We start from the raw sequence: 14,341 nt of genomic DNA on the forward strand, positions 1-14,341 counted from the left end.
ACCAGCATATTAGTAAAGATTTAAACCGCTATCTTTGTGAGCCCATTGCATAATTCTTATGTTTGCACCTTCAAAATCAAATTTTGTTAACTTATATTTAGTAAATCCTTAAAATTTTTATGAAAAACATATATGTTTTACCTGTACTAGTATTTTTATTCTTAGCCTTTGGAACGGCGTTTAGTCAAAGCGATACCGGAACACTAGACGTACAGATAGAACATACAAATCCCACCAAAGAAATCAATAACGGGAGCGCCTCTCTACAAGTAACCGGAGGTACCCCGCCTTACCGATATAAATGGAGTAACCAGGCTACATCACTTGAATCTACAACCTCAAAGGGTCTTATTGAAGGGATGGAGCATAGCGTAACAGTAACTGATGCCAACGATAACAAGGTTACAAAAACCTTTACCATTCCTACAGCATCTATCACCGAAACGTTTAATAGCAACGTACAACCGGCTGTTGATTTTTTGGGAAATATCTTGTTTTGGGATCCTTTTGCTGCAGTAGGCTTATATGATCCGGTAGTTTATACCAACAGCAAACAAATTCCAATTCCAAATTGGGAAGCAACGACCGATAGAGTCTATACCTTAAAAGAATGGTTGCAACCAGAAGGTGCCTCGGTAAAAGAAGGTGATAAAATTGCTATCCTTGAGACCGATCAAAACGAAACCACTACAGTATATGCATCAGCTGATGGAACCCTTCAGTATTTGGTAGCCGAAGGGAACGAAGTATTCAACCCCAATAGCACCACCGATGTTATTGAACAAGGCGCTCATATGTTGGCATTGGTTGAGTATGATGAGCCGCAACCGCTACAACACCCTAACGGAGATATAAAAACCAATACCATTCCGTTTATTGTTATTTGGCTTATTCTGGGAAGTATCTTTTTTACCTTCCGTTTAGGATTTATCAATATCAGAGGGTTTAAACATTCTATAGATTTAGCAAAAGGAAAATATGACGACCCCGATGCACCGGGTACCATTACCCATTTTCAAGCTATGGCAACTGCAGTGTCAGCTACAGTGGGACTGGGGAATATTGCCGGGGTAGCAGTGGCTATTTCGCTGGGAGGAGCAGGAGCTACCTTCTGGATGTTTATGGCCGGCTTTTTTGCAATGTCATTAAAGTTTGCTGAATGTACCCTAGGAGTTAAATATCGTAACATCGAAAACGGTAGAATTTTTGGAGGACCTATGAATTACCTTCGCTACGGACTCGAAAAACGCAATATGAAAGGCTTGGGTAAGTTTTTAGCAGCACTTTTTGCATTACTGGGAGTGATTGCTTCGTTTGGCGGCGGAAATATGCTACAATCCAATCAAGCATTTAAAATTGTTTCTGAACAGCTTCCCTTTTTAGAAGGTTACGGCTTTTGGTTTGGTGTTGGTTTTGCCGTTTTAGTAGGTATTGTTATCATTGGCGGTATCAACAGCATTGCTCGAGTAACCGGGCGTGTAGTTCCTTTTATGGCCATTGTGTACATTTTAGGATGTCTTATTGTTATTGGTACACATATCGAAAACATAGGAGGAGCCTTTTCAGCTATTGTTAATGGAGCCTTTTCTGCAGATGCTTTAAAAGGTGGTTTTATAGGTGTTTTGATTATCGGTTTGCAACGAGCCGCTTTCTCTAGTGAAGCCGGAGTTGGATCGGCAGCGATAGCCCATAGTGCGTCCAAAACCAACAACCCCATAGCAGATGGATTTACATCTCTGGTTGAACCATTTATTGATACTATGGTGGTGTGTACTATGACAGCTTTGGTATTGATTTTTACCGGTATGCACGAAGTAGATGGTTTAGGTGGTGTAGAACTTACTTCTGATGCCTTCGGAAGTGTTATTTCTTGGTTTCCGGCTGTTTTAGCATTTGCTGTGTTTTTATTCGCCTTTTCAACCATGGTATCTTGGTCGTATTACGGAATGCGTTCGTGGACCTATTTGTTTGGTAGAAGTAAACAGTCTGAAATGATTTATAAAGTAATGTTCTTACTGTTTGTAGTATTAGGAGCATCGGCAAGTTTAGGTGCCGTGCTTAGCTTCTCAGATATGATGATCCTTGCCATGTCATTCCCAAATATCATTGGTCTCTACATAATGTCACCTGAAATCCGTGCCGATATGGCTTCCTATTTACAGCGATTAAAAGCCGGTAAACTGTATATAAATGAAAAATTTAAAAAGGCATAATTAAGTTTATATATTGAGAAAAAGAGGTTCTGTACAAGAGCCTCTTTTTTTTAGTATGACATAAACAAGCTGCTAAAATGCTTCGGAAATATAAAAAGAGAAGCTGTTGTATCTGCTGAATTTAAAGGGGTTATAACCAAAAAAGAATATACTGTGAAAAATATTTCAGAAAAAATAAACAGTAATTTGTTTGGAAATTAAAAAAATCTTTGGCAATCTTTGTGCGTACAAAGTTCACATCTTTATTGAAATGTTATCAAGAAAGGACGAGGGAATAGACCCGATGACTCCTTAGCAACCTCCCGATCATTCGGGGAAGGTGCTACATTCTATCCCAATGTTGGGAATAGATAACGTCAACATTCATTACTGTACCACGTAATGGATATTCTATTCTTCATAACATTTTTCTTATAAGGTTCGTCAAAAGACGAGAGTTGACTTTTGTGTTATTTTTTATTAACTCAAAAAAAAGAAAAATGAGTACACAGCAAGCAGCAACCCAAGCGTTGCACAGTGGGCACGACGTAACCGTTCATGGAAATACCCGTGCCGTGCCAATTTATCAATCTACTAGCTACGTGTTTAAAAACAGCGACCACGCAGCCAGTTTGTTTAACCTTACCGAACCCGGGTTCATCTATACCCGTATCAACAACCCAACCAATGATATCCTCGAGCAGCGGTTAGCAGCGTTAGAAGGCGGTATTGCAGCAGTGACAACCGCATCGGGAACCGCAGCAATTACTACCGCTTTGCTAAGCTTATTGCGAGCCGGTGATCACATAGTTGCCTCAAGTAGTTTGTATGGCGGTACGTACAACTTACTCAACGTAACGTTACCTCGATTGGGTATAAAAACAACTTTTGTAGATGCCAACCAACCCCAAAAGGTAGCAACTGAAATTCAAGAAAATACGCGTGCTATATTTGTAGAATCGTTAGGAAACCCTAAACTGGATGTTGTTGACCTGGAAGCTTTATCACAAGTTTCCAAACAGGCCAATATTCCACTTATTGTTGATAACACAGTGGCTACACCGGCTTTACTAAACCCAATACAATATGGTGCCAACATTGTAATTCATTCTTTAACTAAATACATCAACGGCAACGGAACAGCATTGGGGGGAGTTATCATAGACGCAGGTACTTTTGACTGGACCAATGGAAAATTTCCTGAATTTACAGAACCCTCACCGGGATATCACGGATTAGTTTATTCCGAAGCACTTGAAGAAGCTGCTTTTATTGCTAAAGTTAGAATTGAAGGTTTACGAGATTTTGGAGCTGCTTTGAGCCCATATAATGCATTTCAAATTTTACAAGGTCTGGAAACCTTAGAGCTTCGTATCAAAAAGCACAGTCAAAATGCGTTACAATTGGCAACATGGTTGCAACAACAACCCGAAGTGGCTTGGGTGCAATACCCGGGGTTGCCGGAAAGCCCATATTATGAACTAGCGCAAAAATACCTGCCAAAAGGACAAAGTGGAGTGCTCACTTTTGGTGTACACGGTGGGTATGAAGCTGCCAAAAAGCTAACCGATGCTACCAAGTTATTTTCTCTTTTGGCAAACATTGGAGATACCAAATCATTAATTATTCACCCGGCAAGTACAACTCATCAACAATTGAGTGATGCCCAACAAGAAAGTGCAGGAGTGACCAAAGACCTTATTCGCTTGTCGGTAGGACTGGAAGCTTTTGAAGACTTAACAGCCGATTTACAACAAGCTTTTGCAGCCATTGATAAACCGGTTTTAGTATAAATACAAACAGCGGCTATCTATAAGAGGCAGCCGCTTTAGTTTAATTGAAATGAAATTAAATACAGTACACATATCCTACACCACACAAAATAAGTTGTTTTCAGGCACGGTTCCGGTTAGTTATCAAGTGTTTGGTCAACCAATAGGAGCAGCTCCTGTAGTAGTTGTCAATCATGCACTTACCGGAAATAGTACCGTTTCTGGTTCAAATGGCTGGTGGAAAGACTTAATAGGAAATAATAAATGTATTGATACGCACCACTATACAGTAATAGCTTGCAACATCCCGGGCAATGGGTATGATACCTTTTTGTGGGAAAACCATCAAGTTTGCTCAGTGTATGATGTGGCTATGCTTTTTTTGAAAACACTGCAAAAACTGCAAATAAAAAAAGTATTTGCAATGTTGGGTGGTTCATTGGGAGGTGCCATAGCTTGGCAAATGACTGTTTTGCAACCCGAGTTATGTACACACGTTATTCCTATAGCAACTGATTGGAAAACTACCGATTGGCTGTTGGCAAATTGCACCATTCAAGATCAAATTTTAAATCATTCCAATAATCCGGTTTACGATGCACGTATTCATGCCATGACACTCTATCGAACGCCTCAATCGCTTCAGCAAAAATTTAACAGAAGCAGAGATGAAGTTCATCAAAAGTATCAAGTGGAAAGTTGGTTGCACCATCACGGACTAGCTATTCAAAATCGATTTACAAGGCAAGCATATAAAACCATGAACCATTTATTGCGTACCATCAATATTACAAAAGATACCGGCAATTTTTTAGCTTCCATCAGAACTATAAAATCAACACTTCATCTTATAGGAGTAGACACCGATTTATTATTTCCGAATCGAGAAATTAAAGCTGCATATGATCTAGGAAAAACCATTAAAAGCAATATGTATCATCACACCATTCAATCGATTCATGGGCATGATGCTTTTTTACTAGAACTGGATCAATTAAAAACCATATTACAACCCATTTTTAAAATAGAAACACCTTATGAGTACGTTAGTACAGAAGACAGAACAGCAAACTCCATTTCAGTTAATTGACTTGGACTCTATAAAACGAAAAAAAGTAAATTTGGCTGTATTTGGGCATGGCAATGTAGGAAGCCGTCTTATAGATCAAATTTTAAAATCTCAGAAAGAACTTAAAAATCGACGTCGCTTAGACCTCTCTATTTTTGTAGTTGCCAACTCAAAAACGGCTTTGTTTCAAAAAAACGGCATATCTACTTCTTGGCAAAGTACCAAACGAGAAGAAGGCATACCGTATTCTGTAAACGAGATTATTCAATTTGCAAAAGAACACAACTTAGAAAATTGCATAGCCATCGATAATACGGCAGATGCAGCGTTTGTGCAAACGTATCCACATTTGGTAAAAGCAGGGTTTAGCTTGGTGTCCTCCAATAAGATAGGGAACACTATCGATCTAAACTTTTATAAAAACCTTCGCCAAACTTTAGATGAACAAAACCAATCTTATTTGTATGAAACCAATGTAGGCGCCGGGTTACCGCTTATTGATACCATTAAGTTACTGCATCTTTCTGGAGAAAACATCACTCGTATAAAAGGAGTTTTTTCCGGTTCGCTTAGTTATTTATTTAACACGTTTTCAGAAAGTGAGCAATCGTTTAGCGAAACGTTACAGCAGGCTATTCAGCAAGGATATACTGAACCAGATCCGAGAGAGGATTTATGCGGAAATGACGTAGGAAGAAAACTGCTTATTTTAGCGCGTGAATTAGATTTACATACAGAAATGGAAGATGTCTCTATTCAAAATTTAATTCCGAAGCACTTGCGAACGATTTCCAAAGAAAATTTTTTAAATCAATTACATGAATTGGATGTACCATTTCACATTAAACGAAAAAACTTAAAAAAAGACCACGTGTTACGATACATAGGCGATTTACACGGAGACCTTTCTAAAGAAGATGGAGCACAGTTACACGTAAGTTTAACAGCTGTTCCCAAAAATAGTGCTTTAGGACAGTTAAAAGGAAGTGATTCTATATTTGAAATTTACACAGAAAGCTATGGAACCAATCCTATCGTTATTCAAGGAGCCGGCGCCGGCGCAGCAGTTACTGCAAGAGGGGTATTTGGTGATGTTTTAAGATTGAGTGATCGACTTAACTAAACCACGATTTCAGGTTGCCGGTATGATAAAAGTCATTGTTCTAGTACAGATATTAAAATACTTTTATAGTGTGATTTATGATTTGTTATAAAAAGCACAATCATATTTTAATTTTTAAAAAAGAACATTATGAAAAAAATACTCGTTCCAACCGATTTTTCACAATATGCCGAATATGCTTTGCAAGCTGCTGCATCGATAGCAAAAAAACAAGATGCAACTCTTAGTGTGGTCCATATGTTGGGCCTTTCAGAAGCGGTTATTTCTAGAGATGAATCAAAAAAAGCACTAGAAGGTCTTTATTATTTGAAACTAGCTGAAAAGCGCTTTGCAGAATTTTTGGATAAAGAATACCTAGAAGGAATAACCATAGAAACTGCAGTTGAAAACTATACAGTTTTTAGTGAATTGGGTAGCATTGCCGAAAAGCGTGGAGCCGATCTCATCGTGATGGGCTCACACGGAAGCAGCGGGTGGAATGAAGTATTTGTAGGAAGTAACACCGAAAAAGTTGTACGCACCTCAAATATTCCGGTATTAGTTATTAAAGGTCCGTCTGTTGGGTTTTCAATGAATAAAGCAGTGTTTGTTTCAGATTTTAAAGAAGCCAACCTCCACGCATACCGACAAGCAATGAAGGTGTTTAAACTTTTTAATACCGAATTAAAACTATTATATGTCCATCTACCGGGTGAGGACTTTAAATCAACTTATGAAATTGAAGACCGAATTGTATCCTTTCTATCTCAATCTGGATTAGACGATGCGCACCATATTAAAAATGTTGCGTTTATAAATGATTACACGGTAGAAAATGGTGTATTTACATACAGCAAAAAAATTGGTGCTGAAGTTATTGCCATTCCAACGCACGGTCGAAGAGGCTTATCTCACTTTTTTTCAGGAAGTATCACTGAAGATATAGCTAACCATTCTAAATTGCCGGTTATTACCTTTAAAATTTAAAGGAAGACCATCTGTTTTTAGTTGAAAAAAGAGAGCTGTTTATGGCTCTCTTTTTTTTAGACTTACTATTTCGCAATGTAACGCTGCGTTACTGCGGTATACAATTATGTATGTTGATTAATAATTGAGATAATATCTTGTTTTTGTAACACACCACTTTGCCGCCACACTTGAGTTCCATTTTTAAATAGGAGCATAGTAGGGACGCCTCTTACCTGAAACTGTGAAGCCAGCGATTGATTTTTATCTACATCAATTTTTACAATTTTAATCGCATCTTGCAGCTCGTCCTTTACTTGTTTTAAGATAGGAGCAAGCGTTTTACAAGGACCACACCAATCTGCGTAAAAGTCTACCAAAACAGGTGTTTCAGAATCAATAATACTTTTAAAATTACTTTTCATAAGCGCATTGTTTTATACAAAAATACACAATGTAACTTAGCCTTTAAAAGGACTGTTACTGTAGTTACGTAAAACCGGAAGTAATTTTTCTAATGAAACGTGCACCGAATATGTTCCTGTATAAGAAGGACAAACAATACAATCATCAAAGTAAAACTCAGCATACGTATCATGCAAAACAAAGTTGTTTTTGTATTGGAAAAAATCTTCTGAAGAAAGCTCCCAACAATCATAATACAAGTCGCCCGCAGCAATTTGGCGCGTTATTTCATCGTTTAAAATACCACGAAGTGTTTCTTCGCTGCCTGTCGTAAAAATATCTTCATATTTCAGAAATGAAGCATTATTCAAATCATAATTAAGGCACGTAAAACTCAAGGATGGATGAAGTGTTCTGGCATAAAAATTCTCTTTGTAAAATAGAATGCTGATGTGTTTGTCATTCAAATTGTAAATTTTATAGTCAATAGTTCTTACTTCGTGAAAACGATTGGCGCGAATGCTATCGCAAATTAATTCTGCATCTTCAAGGATAGAAGCTTCGGTACCTACCACATCGACATATTGTTCAGTTATGTATTGATTAAAATTTCGGTAAGCAGGATTTATCTTTTCGTTTAAAAGCGGATAGGTAAATTTTAATGTAAATAAATCATCTTCTTTTGTGAGTTTCTTTTCAATAACGAGTGTTTCTAGAGCTTCCCGTTCATCAGGTTTGGTTTTAAGTTCGTTTTGTTTTATAGAAATTCCTTCTAGCTTTTTAAGATCTCGATCTACTGGTTTTTCTGAAATAGTATCGGTCGCTATTGTTTCAGAAATTGGAGACTCCACGGAGTTTTCAGGAAGTTCTTTTTCCGAAGTATCTTGTTTACACGAAATAAACAGAGCGCTTACAATAATAGAGGTAATAAAAAATAGTCTCATAGTTATGATTTTAAAAGAAGGTCAAGCTTGGCAAGCATTACCAATTCTGCTTTGTTTTTTCCAGCGAACGAATTTGCAATAGCGTGAGCGGTTTCTAAAATTATAGAATTAATTTTTGAGGTGAATAAACTGGGGTGTTCTTCTTTAAATGTTTTAAAATCGTTAAAACAGATTTGGGCGTCCAATTGACTGTCTTCCATCCAATCAAAAACAATTTCAATTTGGTACGAAGCATCGGTATGATATTCGTCTTCAAGGGTATCAACCTGTTTCCATTTTTCATGCACCAATTCTCGCAGTGTTTTTACTTCTGCATCACGTATTACCTTATCTGAAGCGGCAATGGCATAAAATAATTCACCCAGTTTTTGATAAAATCTAAGTTCGGGTTTTTGTTTGGTATTCATAGTAGGTGGTTTTTAATGTATTATAAAAGTAGTAAGAAAGAGCGCGGTAATCTATGATATATGTCATTGTGATAGGAGATGATTTAAACTACTTTTAGATTGATATAATCTTTTACATTATGAAAACAATTTTAATTCCTACCGATTTTTCAAATAACGCCTATGAAGCGTTGTTTTATTCTGCCAAGTTGTATAGTGAGCATACCACAAATTTTATTTTGTTATATTCATATGAAGATGAGGTAAGTCACTTAACCAGCCGTGTTGATATAGGAAAGAGCGAAAAAATAGTAGACCAAATCATCACTCGGGTTGAAAAACAAGGCGCCGAACTTATTGATAAGGTAAGAAACAACTTGGGAAATGCGGCACATACATTTCGGTTTATAGCCACAGGGATGAGTGTGTATAGAGCTGTAAAAAAACTCATTACGCAAGAAAATGTTTCGTTAATGGTCATGGGAACCAAAGGAAAAACAGCAGATGAAAACATATTGGTAGGTAGTACTACCTTACAAATGATTAAAAAACTAAAAACGTGTCCGTTGCTAGTCGTGCCCGAAAAGGTAAATTTTGTTGCACCTTTTAAGATAGGATTTGCAACAGACTTTACAGAATATTCAAATCTGGCTCATGCGGAACCGTTAACAGAGTTAATTAACAGTTTTCATTCCTCTCTAGAAGTTATTCATGTGGGTGAGCAAAATACACTTACTGAAGCTCAGCAAACCCATTTAGCTCTTCTGAAGAAAAACACAGAATCCTTTAATACACACTTTCATTTTCTGAAAAAAGAACAATCTATTTCAAAAACCATTCAGAAGTTTGTAGAAAAGGAAGATATTGATTTGCTCGTGTTGGTTTACAGAAAACACAATATGATTATGAAACTTTTCAGAGAACCGGTTATTAATAAATTAAGTGGCGCAGACCGCACCTTGAAGCTTATCATTCCACAAGAATAAAACATATAACCAAGAGCATTGCATTATGAAAAAGACAACTGAAATAGTAAAATCATCTGGTAAGAAAGTGTCTTTTTCTATATCCAAACTTGAAAACTCATTGCGACGCAGTGGAGCAAAAGAGGCGTTGATTAAAAAAATTGTAAACACAGTACGTGATGAATTATATCAAGGAATTTCTACTAAAGAAATTTATAACCGAGCTTACACAATGCTTCAAAAAGAAGGCGGGCATTTGGCATCTAAGTATAAGCTTAAAAAAGCTATTTATGAATTGGGCCCTACAGGATTTCCGTTTGAAAAATTTGTAGCGGCTATTTTTGCCAATGAAGGGTATCACGTTGCTGTAGGAAAAACCATGTCTGGAAAATGTGTAGACCATGAAGTAGACATTGAGGCTAAAAACGAAACAAAAAACCACATTGTGGCGGAGTGTAAATTTCATGGAGAGGAAGGAAGAAATTGCGATGTGAAAATACCTTTATACATACACGCTCGGTTTCAAGATATTGCTTTTCAACATAAAAATACCTTAACCGGTTATGTGGTTACCAATACGCGCTTTAGTAAAGACGCAGAACAATTTGCACTCTGTGCAGGCTTGTACTTGTTGAGCTGGGATTACCCAAAAGGCAACGGTTTAAAAGACAAGATTGACTTATTAAAATTATATCCTATTACTGTTTCAACCCTGTTAAGTAAACGAGAAAAACAATTTTTATTAAGTAGAGATGTGGTGCTCTGTAAAGACCTGCTTCATGATAGGTTTTACTTAGATCACTTAGGTATTTCTGAAAATAGGAAAAAGCGTATTTTAAACGAAATAGAATGTCTCTGTAAAATTCATACCGAATATGACTAATATTTCAATTCAGTTTTTGGGTGCGGCATCGACAGTAACAGGTTCAAAATTTTACATACAAACTCCAGAACATACCCTTTTAATAGATTGTGGTATGTTTCAAGGACTCAAAAGCTTACGAGAAGAAAATTGGAAACCACTTCCAGTTGAGGTTTCAGCAGTTGATACTATACTCTTAACACATGGCCATTTGGATCATACAGGGTATATTCCTCGGTTGGTACAACAAGGATTTCAAGGTACTATTTACGGTACTGCGCCTACGCTGGCCGTTACTAAAATTATATTAGAAGATAGTGCCAAAATCCATGAAGAAGAAGCTGAAAAGGCAAACCAAGAAAAGTATAGTAAACATCAACCAGCTCTTCCTTTTTATACGAGAAGTGATGTAGAAAAATCACTCACCTTTTTTAAGGCTGTTGAAACAGACTTTTGGAAACCCATCACAAAACACATACGAGTACGATTTTGTTATAACGGTCATATTATTGGTTCAACGTATATAGAATTAGAACTCTACGGAAAACGATTTGTGTTTTCTGGAGATATAGGAAGGGTTAATGATTCATTATTATATTCGCCCCAAAAACCTAAACGGGCAGACTATCTTTTTTTAGAAAGCACCTATGGCAATCGATTGCATCCACAAGAAGATAGTACAGCTATTCTTTCCAAAATAATAAATCAAGTTATTCAGGAAAGAGGTACGTTGATCATCCCTTCTTTTGCAGTTGAAAGAATGCAAACGTTGATGTTTTTATTATGGAATTTATACGAACAAAATAAAATACCTAATATTCCAATTTTTGTAGATAGCCCTATGGGTACCAATGTGGTGTCTGTATTTGAACAATTTTCAGATTGGCATCGTCTCTCGCCACAATCATTCCGAAGAATGAAAAAGCGATTTTACATCACTCAATCCTATGCAGATACTTGGAAAACCATCGACAACCCCAGGCCTAAAATTGTGATGACTGGTAGCGGTATGCTTACTGGAGGTAGGGTATTAACCTATTTGCAGCACTATATAGACAAATCCACTACACGTATTTTGATGGTAGGCTATCAAGCAGAGGGAACCCGTGGAAGGCAACTTTTGGAAGGAGCTCACGAACTTAAAATATACGGCAAGTATTACCCCGTTAAAGCACAAATTCATCGTTTAGAAAGTTTGTCGGCACACGCAGACCAACGAGGAATATTAGATTGGTTAGAAAATATTACAAATAACGTACAGGACGTTTTTTTAATTCATGGAGAACCAACAGCTCAAGATATGCTACGTGTTAAGATACGGGATCGTTTTGGGTGGCGAGTAAGCATTCCGAAGCTATATGAAAAGAAAACTATACGTGTTTCTGATTAGTTGATTGAAAAATTGTAACCTTTTATAAATACCATTACATTAATCACTATGCGAGAGCATCAATAACGGTATGCGTGTGCGGTAGCCCAATTGTTTATTTTCTGAACCAAATAAAAACCGTTCAAAAAAACTCTCTTTGGTTGAAAAAATAGCGTGCATGCCTACTTCAAAAAGTTGAATAAAAGCATCGGTAGCTACAGGAGCGGTAATACCCGATACTTGATGAAAATGATAAGAAAAACCTTCAAATGCTTTTTTTATACTTTCAGGTTCTTGTGTTTGAGGGCTAAAAAAAGGATCATCATGAACATCTAGAACCTCAAGCTTTGCTTTTTTGAATGTGAGCAATGAAAATAGCATACTCATTTTATGCAGTTCTAGGTTTTCATTGTGATGTAAGGTAAATAATACCGAAGCTATAGGTTTATATTCATAGCCTTCAGGAACAATAAGTAAAGGACAGTCAATTTCGCGCATCACTTGCAATGTATTACTGCCAAAAACAACTTCTAGAGCTCCGGTAGCTCCATTACTACCCATAACCAATACGTCTATAGGCGTATCTTCAAGTATCTGTTTTATAGACGCCGTGAGACCATCATAATCTACTTTTTGTTTGAATGTAAAGTTTTCATGACTGTATGTCTTTTCAAATTCTTCTACAAATTTCTGAAGCTTATTTTTATTGTCTTCCAGTAGGGTAGTGTATATATCTTTATTGGGATCAGCAGTGTAAAAATCATCCATGATAAATTCTGATGATTTCTGAACATTCAAAAAATAAAAGGTACAAGTCGCTTCTGAAAAAAAATCTAAGGCATACCGTATGGCATTTTTAGAATTTTCAGAAAAATCGGTAGGCAATAAAATTGTTAACATAACTCAAGTATTAGGTTTTAAAAGTAGTTGTTTGTTTAAGTAAATACTATGACAAATGTCACTTGTAGCATCTAGGTTGCAACCTATTTGTGTTCAACTTTCTCATACCTTTTATAAAGTTTCAACGGGGTAAAATGTACCGGCCGGAACCATATCTCTCAATTAACCAATTAAAAGTTATTTTTAAATAGTTAATAATCAGTTTTTTATAGTGTTTTGGGTTGTAAGTAGCATTCGTGGTATGAGCATTGAATAAGGTGTAGGCTTTAGATAGTAATTCTAAACAGAGCGTATGGAAAAAATAGGATTGGTTAAAGAGCCTTCATTTGAAAATAGAATCTGTTTTTTGCCTAAAGAACTTAAGCGATTAACACAAGAGTTTGATTTAGATTTTTTTGTAGAGTTTGGATTTGGAGATGATTTGGATATTCCAGATACAGACTTTGAGAAAGTAGGGGCTAAAATTCTAACCCGAGAAACTATTTTAAACGAGTCAGATTATATACTCTCAATAAATGATTTAAGTGATACTGTTGTTGACGAGAAACACAATACCCGTATTGGTATCTTTAATATGTTTTATTATCCAGAACGAATTGAAAAGTTTCTAAATAAAAACACTACTGTTTACAGTTTAGATTTATTACCTCGTACTACCTTGGCTCAATCTATGGATGTATTGTCTTCCATGGCATCACTAGCAGGATACAAAGCAGTATTGAAAGCAACCTCATATTATAATGGAGCAATTCCTATGTTTACTACTGCAGCCGGAACACTCAATCCTGCAAAGGTATTGGTGTTAGGTGCTGGAGTAGCAGGATTACAAGCCATTGCTACAGCAAAACGCCTTGGTGCAATAGTAGAAGCATTTGACGTGCGTAAATCTGCAGGAGAAGAAGTAAGAAGTCTAGGTGCCAAATTTGTAGAAGTAGAAGGTGCTCAAGATGCCAAAGACGCGGGAGGGTATGCGGTTGCACAAACAGAACAATACTTAAAACGTCAAAAGGAAGTAATTCACAACCGAATTCAAAATGCCGATATCGTTATTTGTACGGCTAATATACCCGGAAAAAAAGCTCCTCTTTTAGTAGAAAAAACTGCAATCGAAGCCATGAAACCAGGATCTGTAATTGTAGATATGGCAGCAGAACAGGGAGGAAATTGTGAGATGAGCCGCGCAGGACAAATTTTACAGCATAATCAAGTTACAATAATAGGTGACTCAAACTTATCTCGAGGAGTACCGCAAGCAGCATCACAGCTATTATCTACAAATTATTATAACTTTTTAAAATACGTGTTACATGCTACCAAAGATGGTGATGTGTTATTAGAAAAGAGCAAAGTTATTGATAAAGGAATTTTAACCAACCCAGTATTAATTAATAAACTTGAACTAGCTTAAT

Annotated in this window: 12 protein-coding genes, 1 pseudogene and 1 riboswitch; of the genes and pseudogenes, 9 read left to right on the top strand and 4 right to left on the bottom strand. The window is 36.7% G+C overall.

Going from position 1 to position 14,341, the window contains the following annotated elements:
* The first annotated feature begins 119 nt into the window (after positions 1 to 119).
* The 5 genes and pseudogenes from INR76_RS08045 (at position 120) to INR76_RS08065 (ending at position 7,122) form a co-directional block, all read left to right on the top strand.
* Positions 120 to 2,213: an amino acid carrier protein gene (locus INR76_RS08045; RefSeq protein ID WP_223107396.1), complete on the top strand. Its 2,094-nt coding sequence runs from the start codon at positions 120 to 122 to the stop codon at positions 2,211 to 2,213.
* 250 nt (positions 2,214 to 2,463) lie between these two features.
* Positions 2,464 to 2,570: riboswitch (SAM riboswitch) on the top strand.
* A 122-nt stretch (positions 2,571 to 2,692) separates the two neighbouring features.
* The gene (locus INR76_RS08050) at positions 2,693 to 3,985 is read left to right on the top strand and encodes an O-acetylhomoserine aminocarboxypropyltransferase/cysteine synthase family protein (protein ID WP_223107397.1); all 1,293 of its coding nucleotides are present in this window, start codon (positions 2,693 to 2,695) and stop codon (positions 3,983 to 3,985) included.
* 49 nt (positions 3,986 to 4,034) lie between these two features.
* A complete protein-coding gene (locus tag INR76_RS08055; protein ID WP_223107398.1) occupies positions 4,035 to 5,054 on the top strand; it encodes an alpha/beta fold hydrolase in 1,020 nt (339 codons plus the stop codon).
* 19 nt (positions 5,055 to 5,073) lie between these two features.
* Positions 5,074 to 6,156 (top strand): annotated as a pseudogene (locus INR76_RS08060) (aspartate kinase); the annotation flags it as partial.
* A 129-nt stretch (positions 6,157 to 6,285) separates the two neighbouring features.
* Positions 6,286 to 7,122 (top strand): universal stress protein, encoded by an 837-nt coding sequence (locus INR76_RS08065; RefSeq protein WP_223107400.1) that lies wholly within the window; start codon positions 6,286 to 6,288, stop codon positions 7,120 to 7,122.
* Positions 7,123 to 7,226: 104 nt separating this feature from the next.
* On the opposite strand, the gene trxA is transcribed toward INR76_RS08065, so the two are convergent.
* The 3 genes from trxA to INR76_RS08080 are packed head-to-tail and all read right to left on the bottom strand — an operon-like array spanning position 7,227 to position 8,857.
* On the bottom strand, positions 7,227 to 7,526 hold the full coding sequence (trxA, locus tag INR76_RS08070) for a thioredoxin (RefSeq protein ID WP_223107401.1): 300 nt from the start codon (positions 7,524 to 7,526) through the stop codon (positions 7,227 to 7,229).
* Between the two features lie 36 nt (positions 7,527 to 7,562).
* Positions 7,563 to 8,450: an RsiV family protein gene (locus INR76_RS08075; RefSeq protein ID WP_223107402.1), complete on the bottom strand. Its 888-nt coding sequence runs from the start codon at positions 8,448 to 8,450 to the stop codon at positions 7,563 to 7,565.
* A gap of 2 nt (positions 8,451 to 8,452) precedes the next feature.
* Positions 8,453 to 8,857: a hypothetical protein gene (locus tag INR76_RS08080; RefSeq protein ID WP_223107403.1), complete on the bottom strand. Its 405-nt coding sequence runs from the start codon at positions 8,855 to 8,857 to the stop codon at positions 8,453 to 8,455.
* A 119-nt stretch (positions 8,858 to 8,976) separates the two neighbouring features.
* Here INR76_RS08080 and INR76_RS08085 point away from each other — a divergent pair, with 119 nt between their 5' ends.
* Genes INR76_RS08085 through INR76_RS08095 form a run of 3 tightly spaced genes read left to right on the top strand, consistent with a single transcriptional unit; the run spans position 8,977 to position 12,053 of the window.
* On the top strand, positions 8,977 to 9,822 hold the full coding sequence (locus INR76_RS08085; RefSeq protein ID WP_223107404.1) for a universal stress protein: 846 nt from the start codon (positions 8,977 to 8,979) through the stop codon (positions 9,820 to 9,822).
* 25 nt (positions 9,823 to 9,847) lie between these two features.
* Complete coding sequence (locus INR76_RS08090) at positions 9,848 to 10,684, top strand: ATP cone domain-containing protein (protein ID WP_223107405.1); 837 nt, start codon at positions 9,848 to 9,850, stop codon at positions 10,682 to 10,684.
* The gene (locus INR76_RS08095) at positions 10,677 to 12,053 is read left to right on the top strand and encodes an MBL fold metallo-hydrolase RNA specificity domain-containing protein (RefSeq protein WP_223107406.1); all 1,377 of its coding nucleotides are present in this window, start codon (positions 10,677 to 10,679) and stop codon (positions 12,051 to 12,053) included. The genes INR76_RS08090 and INR76_RS08095 overlap by 8 nt, the downstream gene beginning before the upstream one ends.
* Positions 12,054 to 12,092: 39 nt before the next feature.
* Here INR76_RS08095 and INR76_RS08100 read toward each other — a convergent pair whose 3' ends face one another.
* The gene (locus INR76_RS08100; protein ID WP_223107407.1) at positions 12,093 to 12,932 is read right to left on the bottom strand and encodes a universal stress protein; all 840 of its coding nucleotides are present in this window, start codon (positions 12,930 to 12,932) and stop codon (positions 12,093 to 12,095) included.
* 292 nt (positions 12,933 to 13,224) lie between these two features.
* Here INR76_RS08100 and INR76_RS08105 point away from each other — a divergent pair, with 292 nt between their 5' ends.
* Positions 13,225 to 14,340 carry an NAD(P) transhydrogenase subunit alpha gene (locus INR76_RS08105; RefSeq protein ID WP_223107408.1) on the top strand — a complete coding sequence of 372 codons (1,116 nt, stop codon included), beginning with the start codon at positions 13,225 to 13,227 and terminating at the stop codon, positions 14,338 to 14,340.
* Position 14,341: the final 1 nt, after the last annotated feature.

The sequence above is a fragment of the Marixanthomonas sp. SCSIO 43207 genome, assembly GCF_019904255.1.
Classification (GTDB): Bacteria; Bacteroidota; Bacteroidia; order Flavobacteriales; family Flavobacteriaceae; genus Marixanthomonas.

Excerpts from the sequence above, each read along its gene's own strand:
- INR76_RS08080 (WP_223107403.1), bottom strand. The coding sequence starts at position 8,857 with ATGAATACCAAACAAAAACCCGAACTTAGATTTTATCAAAAACTGGGT.
- INR76_RS08095 (WP_223107406.1), top strand. The coding sequence starts at position 10,677 with ATGACTAATATTTCAATTCAGTTTTTGGGTGCGGCATCGACAGTAACA.
- INR76_RS08075 (WP_223107402.1), bottom strand. The coding sequence starts at position 8,450 with ATGAGACTATTTTTTATTACCTCTATTATTGTAAGCGCTCTGTTTATT.
- INR76_RS08055 (WP_223107398.1), top strand. The coding sequence starts at position 4,035 with ATGAAATTAAATACAGTACACATATCCTACACCACACAAAATAAGTTG.
- INR76_RS08105 (WP_223107408.1), top strand. The coding sequence starts at position 13,225 with ATGGAAAAAATAGGATTGGTTAAAGAGCCTTCATTTGAAAATAGAATC.
- INR76_RS08100 (WP_223107407.1), bottom strand. The coding sequence starts at position 12,932 with ATGTTAACAATTTTATTGCCTACCGATTTTTCTGAAAATTCTAAAAAT.
- trxA (WP_223107401.1), bottom strand. The coding sequence starts at position 7,526 with ATGAAAAGTAATTTTAAAAGTATTATTGATTCTGAAACACCTGTTTTG.
- INR76_RS08065 (WP_223107400.1), top strand. The coding sequence starts at position 6,286 with ATGAAAAAAATACTCGTTCCAACCGATTTTTCACAATATGCCGAATAT.
- INR76_RS08085 (WP_223107404.1), top strand. The coding sequence starts at position 8,977 with ATGAAAACAATTTTAATTCCTACCGATTTTTCAAATAACGCCTATGAA.
- INR76_RS08045 (WP_223107396.1), top strand. The coding sequence starts at position 120 with ATGAAAAACATATATGTTTTACCTGTACTAGTATTTTTATTCTTAGCC.
- INR76_RS08050 (WP_223107397.1), top strand. The coding sequence starts at position 2,693 with ATGAGTACACAGCAAGCAGCAACCCAAGCGTTGCACAGTGGGCACGAC.
- INR76_RS08090 (WP_223107405.1), top strand. The coding sequence starts at position 9,848 with ATGAAAAAGACAACTGAAATAGTAAAATCATCTGGTAAGAAAGTGTCT.